This window comes from Williamsia sp. Y712, from assembly GCF_059445525.1.
On record NZ_JCAIUN010000001.1, the window covers coordinates 3,171,203 to 3,185,551 of the forward strand.

Genomic DNA, 14,349 nt, shown 5'->3' on the forward strand with positions numbered 1-14,349 from the left:
ATGAGCCAGTCCGACGCCATCGGCCGCACCGTCGACGCGGTCTGGCGGATGGAGGCCGCGAAGATCGTCGCGACCCTCAGCCGCATGGTCGGTGACATCGGACTGGCCGAAGATCTGGCCCAGGAAGCGCTGGTAGAGGCGCTGTCGAAGTGGCCGGAGTCAGGCGTGCCGCGCAATCCGGGCGCCTGGCTCACGACCGTCGCGAAGCGCCGCGCCGTGGACGGTTGGCGGCGGCAGGAGCGGTTGGATGCGAAATATGCCGCGATCGCCCGAGACCTGGACACCAGACCCGACGCCGAGCTCGGCTGGGATCCGGACAGCACCGACGATGACGTTCTGCGGTTGATATTCGTCTCGGCTCACCCGGTCCTGGCCAGGGAAGGCCAGATCGCGCTCACCCTGCGCGTCGTCGGTGGCCTCACCCCGGACGAGATCGCGCAGGCGTTCCTGACCTCGACCGCCACCATCCAGCAGCGCATCGTGCGCGCGAAAAAAACCCTCAAGGCCGCGAATGTGCCATTCGAGGTGCCGCCCCGTGAGGACTATCCGAAGCGCCTGTCCGCGGTGCTCAGCGTCATCTATCTCGTGTTCAACGAGGGCTATTCGGCGTCCTCCGGTGATCGCTGGATCCGTGGCGAGCTGTGCATGGAGGCGCTGCGCCTCGGTCGCATCCTGGCGGAATTGGTACCCGGCGAGCCGGAGGTGCATTCGCTGGTGGCCCTGATGGAGTTCCAGGCCTCACGGTTCGGTGCGCGCATTGCCGCCGACGGAACGCCGATCTTGTTGTCGGACCAGGATCGAGGCACCTGGGACCGGGCCCAGATAGGCCGCGGCACAGCGGCACTCGCGCGTGCCGACGCCTGCGGGCGTGGCCGGGGGCCGTACGGCCTACAGGCCGCTCTGGCGCAGTGTCATGCCACCGCGGCCACCGCACAGGAGACCGACTGGCACCGCATCGTGGTTCTGTACGAGGCTCTGGGGAGGTTGGCGCCGTCGCCGGTGGTGGACCTCAATCGGGCGGTGGCGGTGTCGATGGCATCCGGACCCGGTCCGGCGTTGGAGATCATCGACGGTCTGGTGGCAGACGGTGCGCTGGCCCGGTCGCATTTGTTGCCTGCGGTGCGTGGTGAACTCCTGGCGCGTTTAGAGCGGTACTCCGAAGCTGAGGGGGAGTTGAGGAAGGCGGCGGAGATGGCCGGAAACCGAAGGGAGAGCGAAGTTCTGCGAGCCAAGGCGGATTCCATGTCCGACACGTTCGGTCAAAACCGTTGACTGAATCGGTCCTGCCAGTACTGTGGTGCGTATCACAAGGGCTTGGAGGGAACGCCATGGCAATTGCCGAAATGAACGAACTCCATCGCAGCATCGGCGCGCTGCGGCATCACATCGTCACGCTGAAACTGCACTACGGGGATGTTGATGCAGTCCGTCGGATGACCAATGATCTCGACCGCCTCGAGATCGACTTGCACGACTTCGAACAGTCCCCACCACCCGTGCGCCGATCACCGGTGGGCAAGGACGACGTGGTCTACGTGCCGGACAGCAAATCAGACGAGTCCGCGTGGCTCGGAGCGCAAGACGAAGGGCTGGGCTTCCACTCGCGTGAGCGAACGAAGTGAGCGCCCCCGCGACTGAGCGGGAGACAGCCGGGGTTCGATCTCCCGGACGGGCGCGGATCCTCGTGCGAACCCTTCGAGTGGATCGCTGGTGGGTGTCGCCGCTGCTGACCGTGATCGGTCTGTCGGCGTTCATCATCTACGCGACCGTGCGGTCATTTGTCCGCAGCGCCTATTGGGTCGCGGACTACCACTACCTCTCACCGTTCTACTCGCCCTGTCTGAGCGAATCGTGTGTCCCGGGATCAAGTCATTTCGGGACACCGTTCCCGGAACTCCCGATGTGGATTCCGCTCGGTTTTGTGGTCCTGCCGTTTCTGCTCGGTTTCCGGGTCACCTGTTACTACTACCGCAAGGCCTATTACCGGTCCTTCTGGTTCTCGCCACCGGCGTGTGCGGTGGCGGAGCCGCACAGTCGCTACACAGGGGAGACCCGCTTCCCGCTGATTGTCCAGAACGCGCATCGCTACTTCTTCTATGTGGCACTGATCGTTTCGTTGATCAACACCTACGACGCGGTCACCGCGTTCCACGGCAAGGGTGGTGGTTTCGGCTTCGGTCTGGGCAACATCATCCTGGTGGGCAACGTGATCCTGCTGTGGACCTACACGGTGTCGTGTCATTCGTGTCGGCACGTCACCGGAGGGCGTCTCAAGCACTTCTCGGCTCATCCGATCCGGTACTGGATCTGGACGCAGGTGTCGAAGCTCAACACCCGCCACATGCAGTACGCCTGGATAACGCTCGGCACGCTCGTGCTCACCGATTTCTACATCATGCTCGTGGCCAGTGACACCATCTCCGACCTTCGCTTTGTGAACTGATCCGTTGCCCTGTGCGCAACGTCTGTTGCGCAATCGATTTCACGCTGGGAGCCATTGCTAGATGACCGAAACCGAACGCCACCAATACGACGTTGTTGTGATCGGGGCCGGTGGTGCCGGCCTGCGAGCGGTCATCGAGGCCCGAGAGAAGGGTTACTCCGTTGCGGTCGTGTGCAAGTCGCTGTTCGGTAAGGCCCACACCGTCATGGCCGAAGGTGGTTGTGCCGCATCGATGGGTAACGCCAACTCGAAGGACAACTGGCAGACCCACTTCAAAGACACCATGCGTGGCGGCAAGTTCCTGAACAACTGGCGGATGGCGGAACTGCATGCCAGAGAGGCGCCGGATCGGGTCTGGGAACTGGAAACCTATGGTGCGCTGTTTGATCGGACGGATGATGGTCGAATTGCCCAGCGCAACTTCGGTGGTCACACCTACCCGAGACTGGCGCATGTCGGCGACCGGACGGGCCTCGAACTGATCCGGACCATGCAACAGAAGATCGTCTCGTTGCAACAGGAGGACTACGCGGCCACCGGCGACTACGAGGCGCGTATCAAGGTGTTCGCCGAATGCACCATCACCGAACTGCTCAAGGACGGCGATGCCATTGCCGGAGCGTTCGGATACTGGCGTGAATCCGGCCGCTTTGTGCTGTTCGAAGCTCCGGCAGTGGTGCTGGCGACCGGCGGCATCGGTAAGTCCTTCAAGGTGACATCCAATTCGTGGGAGTACACCGGCGACGGGCACGCACTCGCGCTGCGGGCCGGGGCCAGCCTGATCAACATGGAGTTCATCCAGTTCCATCCGACCGGGATGGTGTGGCCACCCAGCGTCAAGGGCATCCTCGTGACAGAGGGTGTCCGGGGCGACGGTGGCGTCCTGAAGAACACCGACGGCAAACGGTTCATGTTCGACTACATCCCGCCGGTGTTCAAGGGCCAGTACGCCGAAACGGAAGAAGAAGCCGACAAATGGCTCGCCGACAACGACAGTGCACGCCGCACACCCGACCTGCTGCCGCGTGACGAGGTCGCCCGCGCGATCAACGAAGAGGTCAAGGCCGGCCGCGGCACCGAACACGGGGGCGTCTACCTCGACATCGCCTCCCGGATGCCTGCAGACGAGATCATCCGCCGGCTGCCGTCGATGCACCACCAGTTCAAAGAACTCGCCGATGTCGACATCACGGCCGAACCCATGGAGGTGGGTCCGACCTGTCACTACGTGATGGGTGGGATCGAAGTCGATCCGGATACCGGGGCTGCGCGTGTGCCGGGTCTGTTCGCGGCCGGTGAGTGTTCGGGCGGCATGCACGGCTCGAATCGGTTGGGTGGCAACTCCTTATCCGACCTGTTGGTGTTCGGACGACGGGCGGGGCTCGGTGCGGCGGCGTATATCGAATCGCTGCAGACGCGACCCATGGTCGCAGCCGCAGATATCGACCGGGCGGCGGCGTTTGCCTTGGCACCCTTTGATCCGCCTGCCGAGGGCAAACCCGAGAATCCCTACACATTGCACACCGACCTGCAGCAGTCCATGAACGACCTCGTCGGCATCATCCGGAAAGAGGAGGAGGTGCAGGAGGCGATCGAGGTTCTCGACAACATCCGTGGCCGACTGTCCGGCATGCAGGTGGAGGGGCACCGGCAGTTCAATCCGGGTTGGCATCTGGCGGTCGACCTGCGAAACATGCTGCTGGTGTGTGAATGTGTCGCCAAGGCAGCGCTGCTGCGCACCGAGAGCCGTGGTGGTCACACCCGCGACGATCATCCTGCGATGGATCCGACTTGGCGCAACACGCTGCTGGTCTGCACCGCCGATCTCAATGACAACTCGCCGGTCCCGGAGGTGACGGTGGTCAAGGAGGAGCAGACCCCGATGCGTCCGGAGCTGTTGGAACTCTTCGACTTCCCCGAGATCGAGAAGTACTACACCGCCGGCGAGATCGCCGGACACCCCGACGCCGGTGGCACCAAGGAGAACTGACATGGGCTATGACGCGAAGTTCCGGGTCTGGCGTGGTGACAGCGAGGACGGTGACCTGCAGGACTACACCGTGCTCGCCAACGACGGTGAGGTGGTGCTCGACATCATCCACCGACTCCAGGCCACGCAGACGCCAGATCTGGCTGTGCGCTGGAACTGCAAGGCCGGTAAGTGCGGTTCGTGTTCGGCGGAGGTCAACGGTCGTCCGAAACTGTTGTGTATGACCAGGATGTCGACATTCACCGAAGACGAGGTCATCACGGTCACCCCGTTGCGCACGTTCCCGGTGATCCGCGATCTGGTCACCGATGTCTCGTTCAACTATGCGAAAGCCCGTGAGATCCAGTCATTCACGCCGCCCGAAGGTCTCGAGGCGGGGGAGTACCGGATGAAACAGGTTGATGTGCAACGGTCGCAGGAGTTCCGCAAGTGCATCGAGTGTTTCCTCTGCCAGGACGTCTGCCACGTCGTCCGCGACCATGAGGAGAACAAGGAGAACTTCGCCGGTCCGCGCTATTTGATGCGGATTGCCGAACTCGACATGCATCCCCTCGATGTGGCCGAGCGGCGAGATACAGCGCAATCCGAGCACGGGTTGGGCCTGTGTAACATCACCAAATGCTGCACCGAAGTGTGTCCCGAACACATCAAGATCACCGACAACGCGCTGATCCCGATGAAAGAACGGGTCGTCGACCGTCAGTACGACCCACTGGTGTGGTTGGGGAACAAGCTCTTTCGCAGGTAGCAGATCAGCTCCCGGTTTTCGGCTACCCCGCGCAAGCGACGTCGGGATGTGACGCGTGGTAGTTCTTCAGTTCTCTAGCAAACTCTTCTTCGGCCTGTTCGTGAATCTCCTGTGCTTCTTTGTCCGTGATGTCCCGCATGGGTTCGGTGGACTCCGCGAGTTCGAAATACCACGCCTTCACCGCTCCCCGTTTACGTAATTCGAGTTCGGCGCTGCGAGCAGCCTCGTCCGTGCAGAACCGAAGGTGGTCGGCGTCCGTGCGATGCGGTTCGGTGTCATCACCGGAATCGACCACGACCGGTGGAAAGTCTCGGTTACGAGCGCTATTGGCCGCGCCTTCAAGATCATCCAGCGACTCCTGCAAGTCGCCCAAGGCACCTTCGAACTCCTCCGGCACGCCGGCGGTCGCCGATATGGCTGCCGCCTCGGCGGCGCTATCGGCGGATGCATCGTTGTTGTCACCTCCCGCACCACATGCGGACGAAAAAGCAACAAGCAGGGCCACGGCGACCAACGTCAGGCGCGAGCGGGTGATCACTTCTTGTACTCCGTTTCTGGGTACTGATAGAGGTACTCATTCAGTTCCCGAACAAAATCTTGTTCGACCTGCTTGTAGAGCGCTTGGGTTTCCTCAGCGGTGATCTCCCGCATGGGCTGGTTGCTGCTTGCAAGATCGAAATACCAGGCCGAGACGGATTCTCGCTTCCGGCGGGCGAACTCGGTGTCGCGGATCGACTTGTCGGTGCAGAACAGGTGGTAGTCGTCGGGGCGATGCAGGTTCTCGGTTTTCCGGTCTGTGGTGATCTCCACCGGAGGGAACTCGAGGTTGCGTGCACGAATGGTCGACGTGGCCAGGTTGTCCATCGAAACCTGCAGCTTGCTCAACGCTTGGCCGAAGTCATCTTGCGGGCGCATCACCACCCGAGCCTCTCCAAAACCTTTGCGGTCTGCGGTATCGACAGCTGACACAGGTCGGGGTTGTCGGAAGTTCTACGGGGAATTCCCTGAAGATCGAGGCCAAGAACGTAACCCTTGGGAGCCTTTGGTGCGACGACTATTGCGTGACAGCTGCCGCCGTCGGGCATGGTCTGGTAGACGGTCCGGTCGGCAATCGCATAGCTCTCTTCGGAGATCGTGATGAGGGCGTCGATGCTCACCGGTTCGAAGACTGACAATTCGAACCAGCCCCAGCCGTCCTGAACGGGCCACTTGCATCCGGGGAGGCCGAGGTCAGTCGTTTGTGTTGGCCCGTCGGTCACTGTGCCGTCGGTCAGTGGTGCCACGTCTTCAGGTGTGAGTGCATCGCAGATTTCTTGCGGTGACAAGAATTGGCGTGCGTCTTCAGACAAGGTGCTGACGGGAACAGTGAGTCCTGGAACGATCTCCCTGCCGGTCGTTGCGGAGGAATTGTTGCTGCCGCCGTCGTTGCTGGTGCTGCATGCAGATGCGAGGACGACAAATGCCGTCATCACAATGACTTTCGTGTATCTGGTCATTTCGCGTCATTCCACGGTTGGTTGCCGGTACCCATGGTGAACGGCGTGTCGGGTTGATTCACCAGCGCCTGGACGTCGGCTGCGTTCACCAGATCTTCGGCGATTCGCGCCTTGTGCCGGACATCTGCCTCGGCACTGTTGTAATCGTTCACCAGATCGTTGAGAGGCTTGAGCTTTTCGTCGATCGTGCGTTGCACGGCAGCATCCACGTGATCGGTGGTGGACCCGACCGGGTCTGTGCAGAACTCGATGAATGCCTTCAGCGCGTCGATAGAGGTGTTGATGTCGTTCACCATCTGGGAGACTTCCTTGCTGACTTCCGCCAAGAGCGCGGTCACTTCGGCGACGGCGGTGGCCGTTCCGGCGTAAGGGATAATCTTGGCTGCGGCCTTGAGCGCACCTATCCAGGTGTCGACCTTGATCAACCGGGAAAGACCCTCCTTGATGAGGTTCATGGTCGCTCGTGCTGCTTCCTCTAGTTTCTCTGCGGCGATCTCCAGTCCTTGATCGAGTAGCCGGCCGACTGACGCGTTCCACTCCAGGCCACCTGCCATTTTGGTGCTGTAGGCGGTATACGCCATCGCTGCCTCGCCATCCCAGAATTGGTTGACTTCTCTGGTGGACCAGGTCAGATCATTGCCGGCGGTACCGAGTGCTGTTCCCGCTTTGCCGTAGGTACGACCAATACGTTTGAGTTCCAGCCAGTTTCCGGCCAGTGGCTCCAACGCCGCTGTCAGCGGACTCCATCTCACGAGTCGTTCGATGGCTGCGTCCGCGTCGGCCAGCCACCCGGCGGTGTCTTCGATGAGCGCATTCCAGTCGACGCTCTCACTCGGTGGCGGGCTGACATCGACAGGCGTGGCCGGTCGAAAGCCGGCAGCACCGGGAACGTTGGCGACCACATCCCAACGAACGAATCGATCTCGGTTTTCTGCGGTACCCGGTATGGACGACCGCGAGAAAGGTGGTGCGAAGGGAGCCTTGTCGAAGATCTGCTCCTTGGTGTGCTCGAAACCCAACGTGCTGTCGCGCTCGGTACCGGTGTAGTTCCAGGCAGTCTGTTTGAGGCTGACGCTGGTGCCGCGCAACGACTCGGGGAGTGATTCGAGTCGGGTTGCGGTTTCGATGTGCAGCGTGTTGATCGGTGCACTGAGTGCGCTCATCAGGCCGGTGAACTCACCGGTGGCAGCGGTGTGCGTTTTGACCAAGTCGACGGCTTGCGTCACGCCGGTGTTGACCGATAGTACGTAGTTGCCGAGCCCGCTGATCTCGGTCGGCGATGCCTTGAACTGTTCCCCCACAAACGCCCCCCGGCTTGATCGTCGCCCACGGGCGATCGCTGTCGAATTGTTGTTCCTGCCATGTGACGGGTCAGCAGGAACTTTGGTTCCACCCGCGGACTGTGGATGACGGCCGCTTGTGTGGACGAACGCGATCCGCGATGTTCGCACAGCGGGCCAACTCCGACAGCAGCCCGTAGGGTTGGAAACGGAACATCGCCGAGTGAGACAACCGAGGTTCGCATGCCCCTGGAGAATCAGCCGGACTCATCGCGACCGCCGCTGGACCTGTCTGAGGCTGAGCACACAGCCGACGGACATCTGGTCGAGGCGCAGTCCGATGACTTCGATCACGCGAAGCCGTTGCGTGTAGACAATGAGTGGTTCAAGAAGGCCGTGTTCTACGAGGTGCTCGTTCGCGCCTTCAACGACTCGAACAACGACGGAGTCGGAGATCTACGCGGTTTGACCGACAAGCTCGACTATCTGTCATGGCTGGGTGTCGATTGCCTGTGGCTGCCGCCGTTCTACGATTCACCGTTGCGCGACGGCGGCTATGACATCCGGGATTTCCGGACCGTCCTACCCGAGTTCGGGACGGTCGACGACTTTGTCGAGTTGCTCGACCAGGCGCACCGTCGTGGGATCCGCATCATCACCGACCTGGTGATGAACCATACGTCCGACAGCCACCTGTGGTTCCAGGAGTCACGCTCCGATCCGGAGGGCCCGTACGGCGACTACTACGTCTGGGCCGACGACGATTCGAGATATCCGGATGCGCGTGTCATCTTCGTCGACACCGAGATCTCCAACTGGACGTGGGATCCGGTTCGCGGGCAATACTATTGGCACCGTTTCTTCTCGCATCAGCCCGACCTGAACTACGACAATCCCGAGGTCGCCGAAGCAATGATCGATGTGTTGCGGTTCTGGCTCGACCTCGGGATCGACGGGTTCCGGCTCGACGCGGTGCCGTACCTGTTCGAGCGGGATGAGACCAACTGCGAGAACCTCAGTGAGACACACCAGTTCCTCAAACGCTGCCGCAAGGTTGTCGATGACGAATACCCCGGACGAGTCCTTCTGGCCGAGGCAAATCAGTGGCCTGCCGATGTGGTCGAGTACTTCGGCGAATCGGAGGTCGGCGACGAATGCCATATGGCGTTCCACTTCCCGCTGATGCCAAGGATTTTCATGGCGGTCCGCAGGCAGAACCGATTCCCGATCTCGGAGATCCTCGAACAGACGCCGCCGATTCCGAAGTCGGCCCAATGGGCCATCTTCCTGCGCAATCACGATGAGTTGACGCTGGAGATGGTCACCGACGAAGAGCGTGACTACATGTACGCCGAGTACGCCAAAGACCCACGGATGAAGGCCAACATCGGGATTCGGCGCAGACTTGCGCCGTTGCTCGACAACGACCGAAACCAGCTGGAACTGTTCACCGCGTTGTTGCTCAGCTTGCCGGGATCTCCGATGCTCTACTACGGAGACGAGATCGGTATGGGCGACAACATCTGGCTGGGCGACCGGGACTCGGTGCGTACCCCCATGCAGTGGACACCTGACCGCAATGCCGGCTTCTCGCGGACCGATCCGGCGAGGATGTACCTGCCGGTCATCATGGATCCGACCTATGGATTCCAGGCGTTGAATGTCGAAGCACAGATGTATTCGACCAACACGCTGCTGCATTGGACGCGGCGCATGATCGAAGTGCGCAAACAACATCCGGCCTTCGGGCTGGGGACCTTCACCGAACTGGGCAACAACAATCCGTCGGTGCTCACCTATCTGCGGGAGCTGGCGCCGTCGGCCGAGGAGCGTCGTTCCAGCGACGTCATCCTCTGCGTCAACAACCTCTCCCGCTTCCCGCAGGCCGTGATCATGGACCTGTCGATGTTCGACGGCCGGATCCCGGTGGAGCTGACCGGGTCGATACCGTTTCCGAAAATCGATTCCGCGTCCTACATGGTGACGCTCCCTGGCCACGGATTCTATTGGTTTGCGTTGCAGCCGGACCCGACTGATACCGGGGTTCCCCAGGGATATCCACTCAGCAGCGAAGCAGAGGCGGCGGTCCAAACATGACTGTGAACTTGCCCGATGATCAGGAGTTGGCCACCGGATTGACGCAGTGGCTCCCGCAGCAGCGGTGGTTCTCGGCGAAAGACCGCCAAATAGTGGCGGTGCGGTTGATCATGCGGGTTCCATTGGCTGCCGACGACGGTTACGCGGCCGAATACGTGTTGGTCTCTGTCGAATTCAGTTCTGGTCCCGACCTGCGATTCCAAGTCCCGCTCGGGTATCGCACGCACCTGTCGGAACCGCTGCTGACGTGGGCGGTGACAGATCCGGTGCCGGAGGGGGCGAGCGCCTACGACGGGTTGCAGGATCCGGACCTGACCGGCCGCCTCCTGACCGCGCTGGCCACCGACGAGCGGATCGGACCCTTGCGATTCGAGACCTTGCCCGGTGGTGTTGTCGACTCAGAGGCGCCCGGTCGGGTCATGAGTGCCGAGCAGTCCAACACGTCGGTGGTCTTCGGGGAGTCCTTGCTGTTCAAGATATTCCGGCAACTCGAGGTCGGGATCAATCCTGACGTGGAACTGCACCGCGCCCTGAGTGAAGTCGGGTGCAAGCACGTGGCCGAGCTACGCGGCTGGATCGAAGCAGATATCGATGGCGAACCGACGACGTTGGCCATGGCGCAGGAGTTCGTCGACAACGCCGCCGACGGGTGGAGCATGGCGCTGATCAGTGTGCGTGATCTGTTCACCGAGGCCGACCTGCATGCAGCTGAGTTGGGAAGCGACTTCGCCGCTGATGCCGAGCGACTCGGTGCGGCACTGGCACACGTGCATGCGGATCTGGCCCGGAGCCTGGGCGTGAGTGAGCGCAATGGCAACGACTCGGTGATCGGTGACATGCGGGCACGATTGAACGCCGCGGCCGTATCGATTCCGCAACTGGACGAACTGCGCGAGCCGGTGTCGGCGGTATTCGACCAGGCCGCCGACGCAGGCCCGACACCTGTGCAGCGAATCCACGGCGATCTGCATCTCGGTCAGGTTCTGCGAACACCGTTGACCTGGTTGCTGATCGATTTCGAAGGTGAGCCACTCAAGTCGGTGGCCGAACGCCGATTGCCCGACAGCCCGTTGCGCGATGTGGCGGGCATGCTCCGGTCGTTCGACTACGCCGGACACCATCTCCTTGGCGAGGCAACGCCGGGGCGCACCGGGCAACGCGAGTTCCGTGCCTGGGAATGGGTCGAACGCAACTCGTCGGCATTCTGCGACGGGTATGCCGCCGTGACCGGTGAGGATCCCCGCGCGCATTCCGCGTTACTGCGGGCCTACGAACTCGACAAGGCGGTCTATGAAGCGGTGTACGAGGCGCGTCACCGCCCGGCGTGGCTGCCGTTGCCGTTGAATGCGATTGAGCGACTGGTCGCCGTGTGATGCCCCATCCGGAGATCGGCGGGCGTCAGATCAGTCCGAACTCTTGACGGGTGTCGCCGTTCCAGCGCCGCAGGCCCGCGACATGTGCGGTGAACACCTCCGGGTCGTCGCCGATGGCTCGCACGATGTGTCCGAGCTGACCTGGCAGTAGCCGGCGGGCGAGCGTGATGTGCGGTGTCCAGCCGTCCGGTTGGATGTGCGGCAGCAGCCGTCCGCCGATATGTGGTCGGGTCGTGGCAAATACCCGGGCATGCAAACCCAAGAGACGTTCGGATGGGACCACCAGGCGGGCGGCGGTACCGCGGCGACCCCAAAACAGCAGGAGGGCCCCGACATTGACGGGTAGCCCGACAACATCTCCGATCGCGCCGAGCTCATCATCGACGGCAGCGTCGATCGAGTCCGCCGCGACAAGGGTGACGTGCGGCCGATTGGACGTCGACCGGATGTTGCCCTGGCTCGGCAGTCCGGCCTCAGCTATCTTCTGCCACTGCTGTCCGATGGCGGTGTTGGTGGCCTCATCGAAGATGAGCTCGATCGAGTGCGCCATTCAGCGCCGGCTCCACTGCTTCTGGTCGTGAGCGGTGACCGTTGGAACATCGCCGCGATAGACCTCGATCTCGACTCGGACGAGTTGTCCGGTTGATCCCTGTGACAACCGGGAGGTGCCGACGTCGCGGGTGAGGACATTGGGATTGCCGTGCACACAGTCGGCGATGTCGGGTGCGCTGTAGTCGAACCAGGCGCCCGTGGACAACTGCGCAATGTTCGGTGTGACCCGGTTGTCGATGACCGCGCCTGCCAGCATCTGAGCGGTCTGGCTGCGGACCAGAACCAGATCACCATCGGAGATGGAACGCGAGGCGGCGTCGTCGGGGTGGATGCGGATCGGCTCTCGGCCTTGCACTTTCGATGCGGTGCTGTAGGCGCCGTGATCGAGTTGGCTGTGCAGTCGCGTTTTCGGATTGTTCGCGATCAGGCAGATCGGGTACGCGCCGCAGCCGAGTCCGTCGGCCTCTGGTGGAGCGAGCCAGGCCGGGTGCGGCGGGCAGTCGTCGTAGCCGAAGCCGGCGATGGTGTCCGAGAAGATCTCGATCCGGCCACTGGGGGTGGGCAGCGGATGCGCGATGGGATCGCTGCGAAACTCTTGGTAGAGAGTGTGTTCGGTGTCTGCGCCAGAAAGCTCGAGTCTGCCCTTCTCCCAGAATTCGGCGAAGTTCTCCGGCGGGGTGTGTTCCGCGGGTGTGGCGCGACGCCAATCCTCGTACATCTTCTCGAGCCACCCGGGTTCATCGAGATTCTCGGTGAAGGCATCGAAGACGCCGAGACGTTTGCTGAGCTGGGCAAGGATGTCGAAGTCGCTCATCGACTCGCCAACCGGTTGGGTCACCTGCCGCATCGCGATCATGGTCTGGTCGTACCGTCCGCAGCCGATGTCGTTGCGCTCGAGCGTGGTGGTCACCGGGAACACGATGTCTGCGTGGCGTGCGGTTGCCGTCCAGAAGGGTTCGTGCACGATGACGGTCTCCGGTTTCTGGAAGGCGCGCCGGAGCCGGACCAGATCCTGGTGGTGGTGGAACGGATTGCCGCCGGCCCAGTAGACCAACTTGGTGTCGGGATAAACCTTGGTCTGCCCGTTGAACTCGTAGCTCTCGCCGGGGTGGAGCAGCAAGTCGGCGATGCGCGCCACCGGGATGAACTCGTCCACCGGGTTTGCGCCTTGGAAGAACGTCGGCAGTGAATAGGGGAGTTTGGCCGCACCCATGCCGCCGGTCGAGCCGTAACCGTGTCCGAAACCGCCTCCGGGAAGGCCGATTTGACCGAGGAATGCGGCCAGTGCGATGGAAGCCCACAAGGGCTGCTCGCCATAGGTGGCTCGCTGCAAGGACCACGACGTGGTCACCATCGTGCGCTTGGATGCCATCCGTCGGGCCAGTTCGGCGATCGAAGCGGGATCCATGCCGCAAAGTTCTGCCGCCCACCGCGGGTCCTTGACGACACCGTCGGGTTCGCCGCGCAGATAGTCGGCGAACCGCTCGAAGCCCACGCAGTGGCGGTCGAGAAAGTCGCGGTCGCAGAGGTTTTCGTCGAGCAGTACCCAGCACAGTGCCAGCATCAGTGCCGTGTCGCCTGCCGGAGCGATGGCAATCCACTCGTCGTGCTCCGCCAGCGCCAGGTCGTCGGCGAGCGGACCGATCAACACGAACTGTGCACCGTTGTCGTGTGCGGCATCGATGGCGCCGCGCACCATGTGCTTGCTGATGCCGCCGCCGTTGATCTGGAAGTTCTTGGCGGGGATGCCACCGAAACACACAAAGAGTTCGGTGTGTTCGCTCATCACCTGCCACGTGGTCGGGTTGTACAGTGGCGCCTCGCTCCCGACGATGTGCGGGAGCAGCACACTCGATGCACCGTGGCTATAGCTGTGCACCGATCGGGTATATCCGCCGAGGCAGTTCAGGAAGCGATGTATCTGACTCTGCGCGTGGTGAAATCGGCCCGCACTGGCCCACCCGTACGAGCCTCCGAAGATTGCGCGGTTGCCGAAGGTGTCGCGCACGCGCTCCAACTCGCGAGCCGCCAGGTCGAGCGCGTGATCCCAGGTCACCTCGACGAAATCGTCGTCACCGCGAGCACTGTCGGCGCCGGGTCCGTTGTTCAGCCATTGGCGGCGAACATACGGGTGCAGGATCCGGGCGCCGGTGTCGAGCGACGCGGGGATGTTTCCCAGAAGGGGCGATGGATCGGGGTCGGCGGAGTCCGGTTCGACACGCAATACATCGCCGTCGACAGAAGCAGTGAAGACACCCCAGTGTGAACTGTTGGTCGCTCCCGAACCTTTGACCCATGCCGATCTTTTGACCGATGCTTCGTCAGGCATGTCCCTCAGTGTTGCAGCTCCGTCGTCTGGAAGCATTGTCG

13 protein-coding genes are annotated in these 14,349 nt (G+C 62.2%); 7 read left to right on the top strand and 6 right to left on the bottom strand.

Annotation, left to right across the window (positions count from 1 at the left end; translation table 11 throughout):
- From AC1D75_RS14510 to AC1D75_RS14530, 5 genes are all read left to right on the top strand, one after another.
- Entirely contained in the window at window positions 1-1,272 is a 1,272-nt protein-coding gene (locus tag AC1D75_RS14510) for an RNA polymerase sigma factor (RefSeq protein ID WP_495515869.1), read from the top strand.
- Between the two features lie 56 nt (window positions 1,273-1,328).
- Window positions 1,329-1,622 (top strand): Rv0250c family protein, encoded by a 294-nt coding sequence (locus tag AC1D75_RS14515; RefSeq protein WP_495515870.1) that lies wholly within the window; start codon window positions 1,329-1,331, stop codon window positions 1,620-1,622.
- Window positions 1,619-2,443: a succinate dehydrogenase subunit SdhC gene (gene sdhC, locus AC1D75_RS14520; protein WP_495515871.1), complete on the top strand. Its 825-nt coding sequence runs from the start codon at window positions 1,619-1,621 to the stop codon at window positions 2,441-2,443. Before AC1D75_RS14515 ends, sdhC begins: the two co-directional genes overlap by 4 nt.
- A 61-nt stretch (window positions 2,444-2,504) precedes the next feature.
- Window positions 2,505-4,433 (top strand): fumarate reductase/succinate dehydrogenase flavoprotein subunit, encoded by a 1,929-nt coding sequence (locus AC1D75_RS14525; RefSeq protein ID WP_495515872.1) that lies wholly within the window; start codon window positions 2,505-2,507, stop codon window positions 4,431-4,433.
- 1 nt (window position 4,434) lies between these two features.
- The gene (locus AC1D75_RS14530; RefSeq protein ID WP_495515873.1) at window positions 4,435-5,181 is read left to right on the top strand and encodes a succinate dehydrogenase/fumarate reductase iron-sulfur subunit; all 747 of its coding nucleotides are present in this window, start codon (window positions 4,435-4,437) and stop codon (window positions 5,179-5,181) included.
- Window positions 5,182-5,203: 22 nt separating this feature from the next.
- On the opposite strand, the gene AC1D75_RS14535 is transcribed toward AC1D75_RS14530, so the two are convergent.
- From AC1D75_RS14535 to AC1D75_RS14550, 4 genes are read right to left on the bottom strand one after another with little or no spacing between them, the layout of a single operon-like run.
- The gene (locus tag AC1D75_RS14535; protein WP_495515874.1) at window positions 5,204-5,719 is read right to left on the bottom strand and encodes a hypothetical protein; all 516 of its coding nucleotides are present in this window, start codon (window positions 5,717-5,719) and stop codon (window positions 5,204-5,206) included.
- The gene (locus tag AC1D75_RS14540; protein WP_495515875.1) at window positions 5,716-6,096 is read right to left on the bottom strand and encodes a hypothetical protein; all 381 of its coding nucleotides are present in this window, start codon (window positions 6,094-6,096) and stop codon (window positions 5,716-5,718) included. Before AC1D75_RS14540 ends, AC1D75_RS14535 begins: the two co-directional genes overlap by 4 nt.
- Window positions 6,096-6,677 (bottom strand): DUF3558 family protein, encoded by a 582-nt coding sequence (locus tag AC1D75_RS14545; RefSeq protein ID WP_495515876.1) that lies wholly within the window; start codon window positions 6,675-6,677, stop codon window positions 6,096-6,098. The genes AC1D75_RS14540 and AC1D75_RS14545 overlap by 1 nt, the downstream gene beginning before the upstream one ends.
- A complete protein-coding gene (locus AC1D75_RS14550; protein WP_495515877.1) occupies window positions 6,674-7,978 on the bottom strand; it encodes a hypothetical protein in 1,305 nt (434 codons plus the stop codon). The genes AC1D75_RS14545 and AC1D75_RS14550 overlap by 4 nt, the downstream gene beginning before the upstream one ends.
- A 222-nt stretch (window positions 7,979-8,200) precedes the next feature.
- Here AC1D75_RS14550 and treS point away from each other — a divergent pair, with 222 nt between their 5' ends.
- Together treS and AC1D75_RS14560 are read left to right on the top strand one after the other, a co-directional pair.
- Window positions 8,201-10,054: a maltose alpha-D-glucosyltransferase gene (gene treS / locus AC1D75_RS14555; protein ID WP_495515878.1), complete on the top strand. Its 1,854-nt coding sequence runs from the start codon at window positions 8,201-8,203 to the stop codon at window positions 10,052-10,054.
- On the top strand, window positions 10,051-11,427 hold the full coding sequence (locus AC1D75_RS14560; protein ID WP_495515879.1) for a maltokinase N-terminal cap-like domain-containing protein: 1,377 nt from the start codon (window positions 10,051-10,053) through the stop codon (window positions 11,425-11,427). Before treS ends, AC1D75_RS14560 begins: the two co-directional genes overlap by 4 nt.
- A 25-nt stretch (window positions 11,428-11,452) precedes the next feature.
- Here the strand turns inward: AC1D75_RS14560 and AC1D75_RS14565 are convergent, their stop codons facing one another.
- The gene (locus AC1D75_RS14565; RefSeq protein ID WP_495515880.1) at window positions 11,453-11,977 is read right to left on the bottom strand and encodes a 2'-5' RNA ligase family protein; all 525 of its coding nucleotides are present in this window, start codon (window positions 11,975-11,977) and stop codon (window positions 11,453-11,455) included.
- Window positions 11,978-14,308: a molybdopterin-dependent oxidoreductase gene (locus AC1D75_RS14570; protein ID WP_495515881.1), complete on the bottom strand. Its 2,331-nt coding sequence runs from the start codon at window positions 14,306-14,308 to the stop codon at window positions 11,978-11,980.
- Window positions 14,309-14,349: the final 41 nt, after the last annotated feature.

Excerpts from the sequence above, each read along its gene's own strand:
- AC1D75_RS14510 (WP_495515869.1), top strand. The coding sequence starts at position 1 with ATGAGCCAGTCCGACGCCATCGGCCGCACCGTCGACGCGGTCTGGCGG.
- AC1D75_RS14515 (WP_495515870.1), top strand. The coding sequence starts at position 1,329 with ATGGCAATTGCCGAAATGAACGAACTCCATCGCAGCATCGGCGCGCTG.
- AC1D75_RS14525 (WP_495515872.1), top strand. The coding sequence starts at position 2,505 with ATGACCGAAACCGAACGCCACCAATACGACGTTGTTGTGATCGGGGCC.
- AC1D75_RS14530 (WP_495515873.1), top strand. The coding sequence starts at position 4,435 with ATGGGCTATGACGCGAAGTTCCGGGTCTGGCGTGGTGACAGCGAGGAC.
- AC1D75_RS14540 (WP_495515875.1), bottom strand. The coding sequence starts at position 6,096 with ATGCGCCCGCAAGATGACTTCGGCCAAGCGTTGAGCAAGCTGCAGGTT.
- AC1D75_RS14545 (WP_495515876.1), bottom strand. The coding sequence starts at position 6,677 with ATGACCAGATACACGAAAGTCATTGTGATGACGGCATTTGTCGTCCTC.
- treS (WP_495515878.1), top strand. The coding sequence starts at position 8,201 with ATGCCCCTGGAGAATCAGCCGGACTCATCGCGACCGCCGCTGGACCTG.
- AC1D75_RS14560 (WP_495515879.1), top strand. The coding sequence starts at position 10,051 with ATGACTGTGAACTTGCCCGATGATCAGGAGTTGGCCACCGGATTGACG.
- AC1D75_RS14565 (WP_495515880.1), bottom strand. The coding sequence starts at position 11,977 with ATGGCGCACTCGATCGAGCTCATCTTCGATGAGGCCACCAACACCGCC.
- AC1D75_RS14570 (WP_495515881.1), bottom strand. The coding sequence starts at position 14,308 with ATGCCTGACGAAGCATCGGTCAAAAGATCGGCATGGGTCAAAGGTTCG.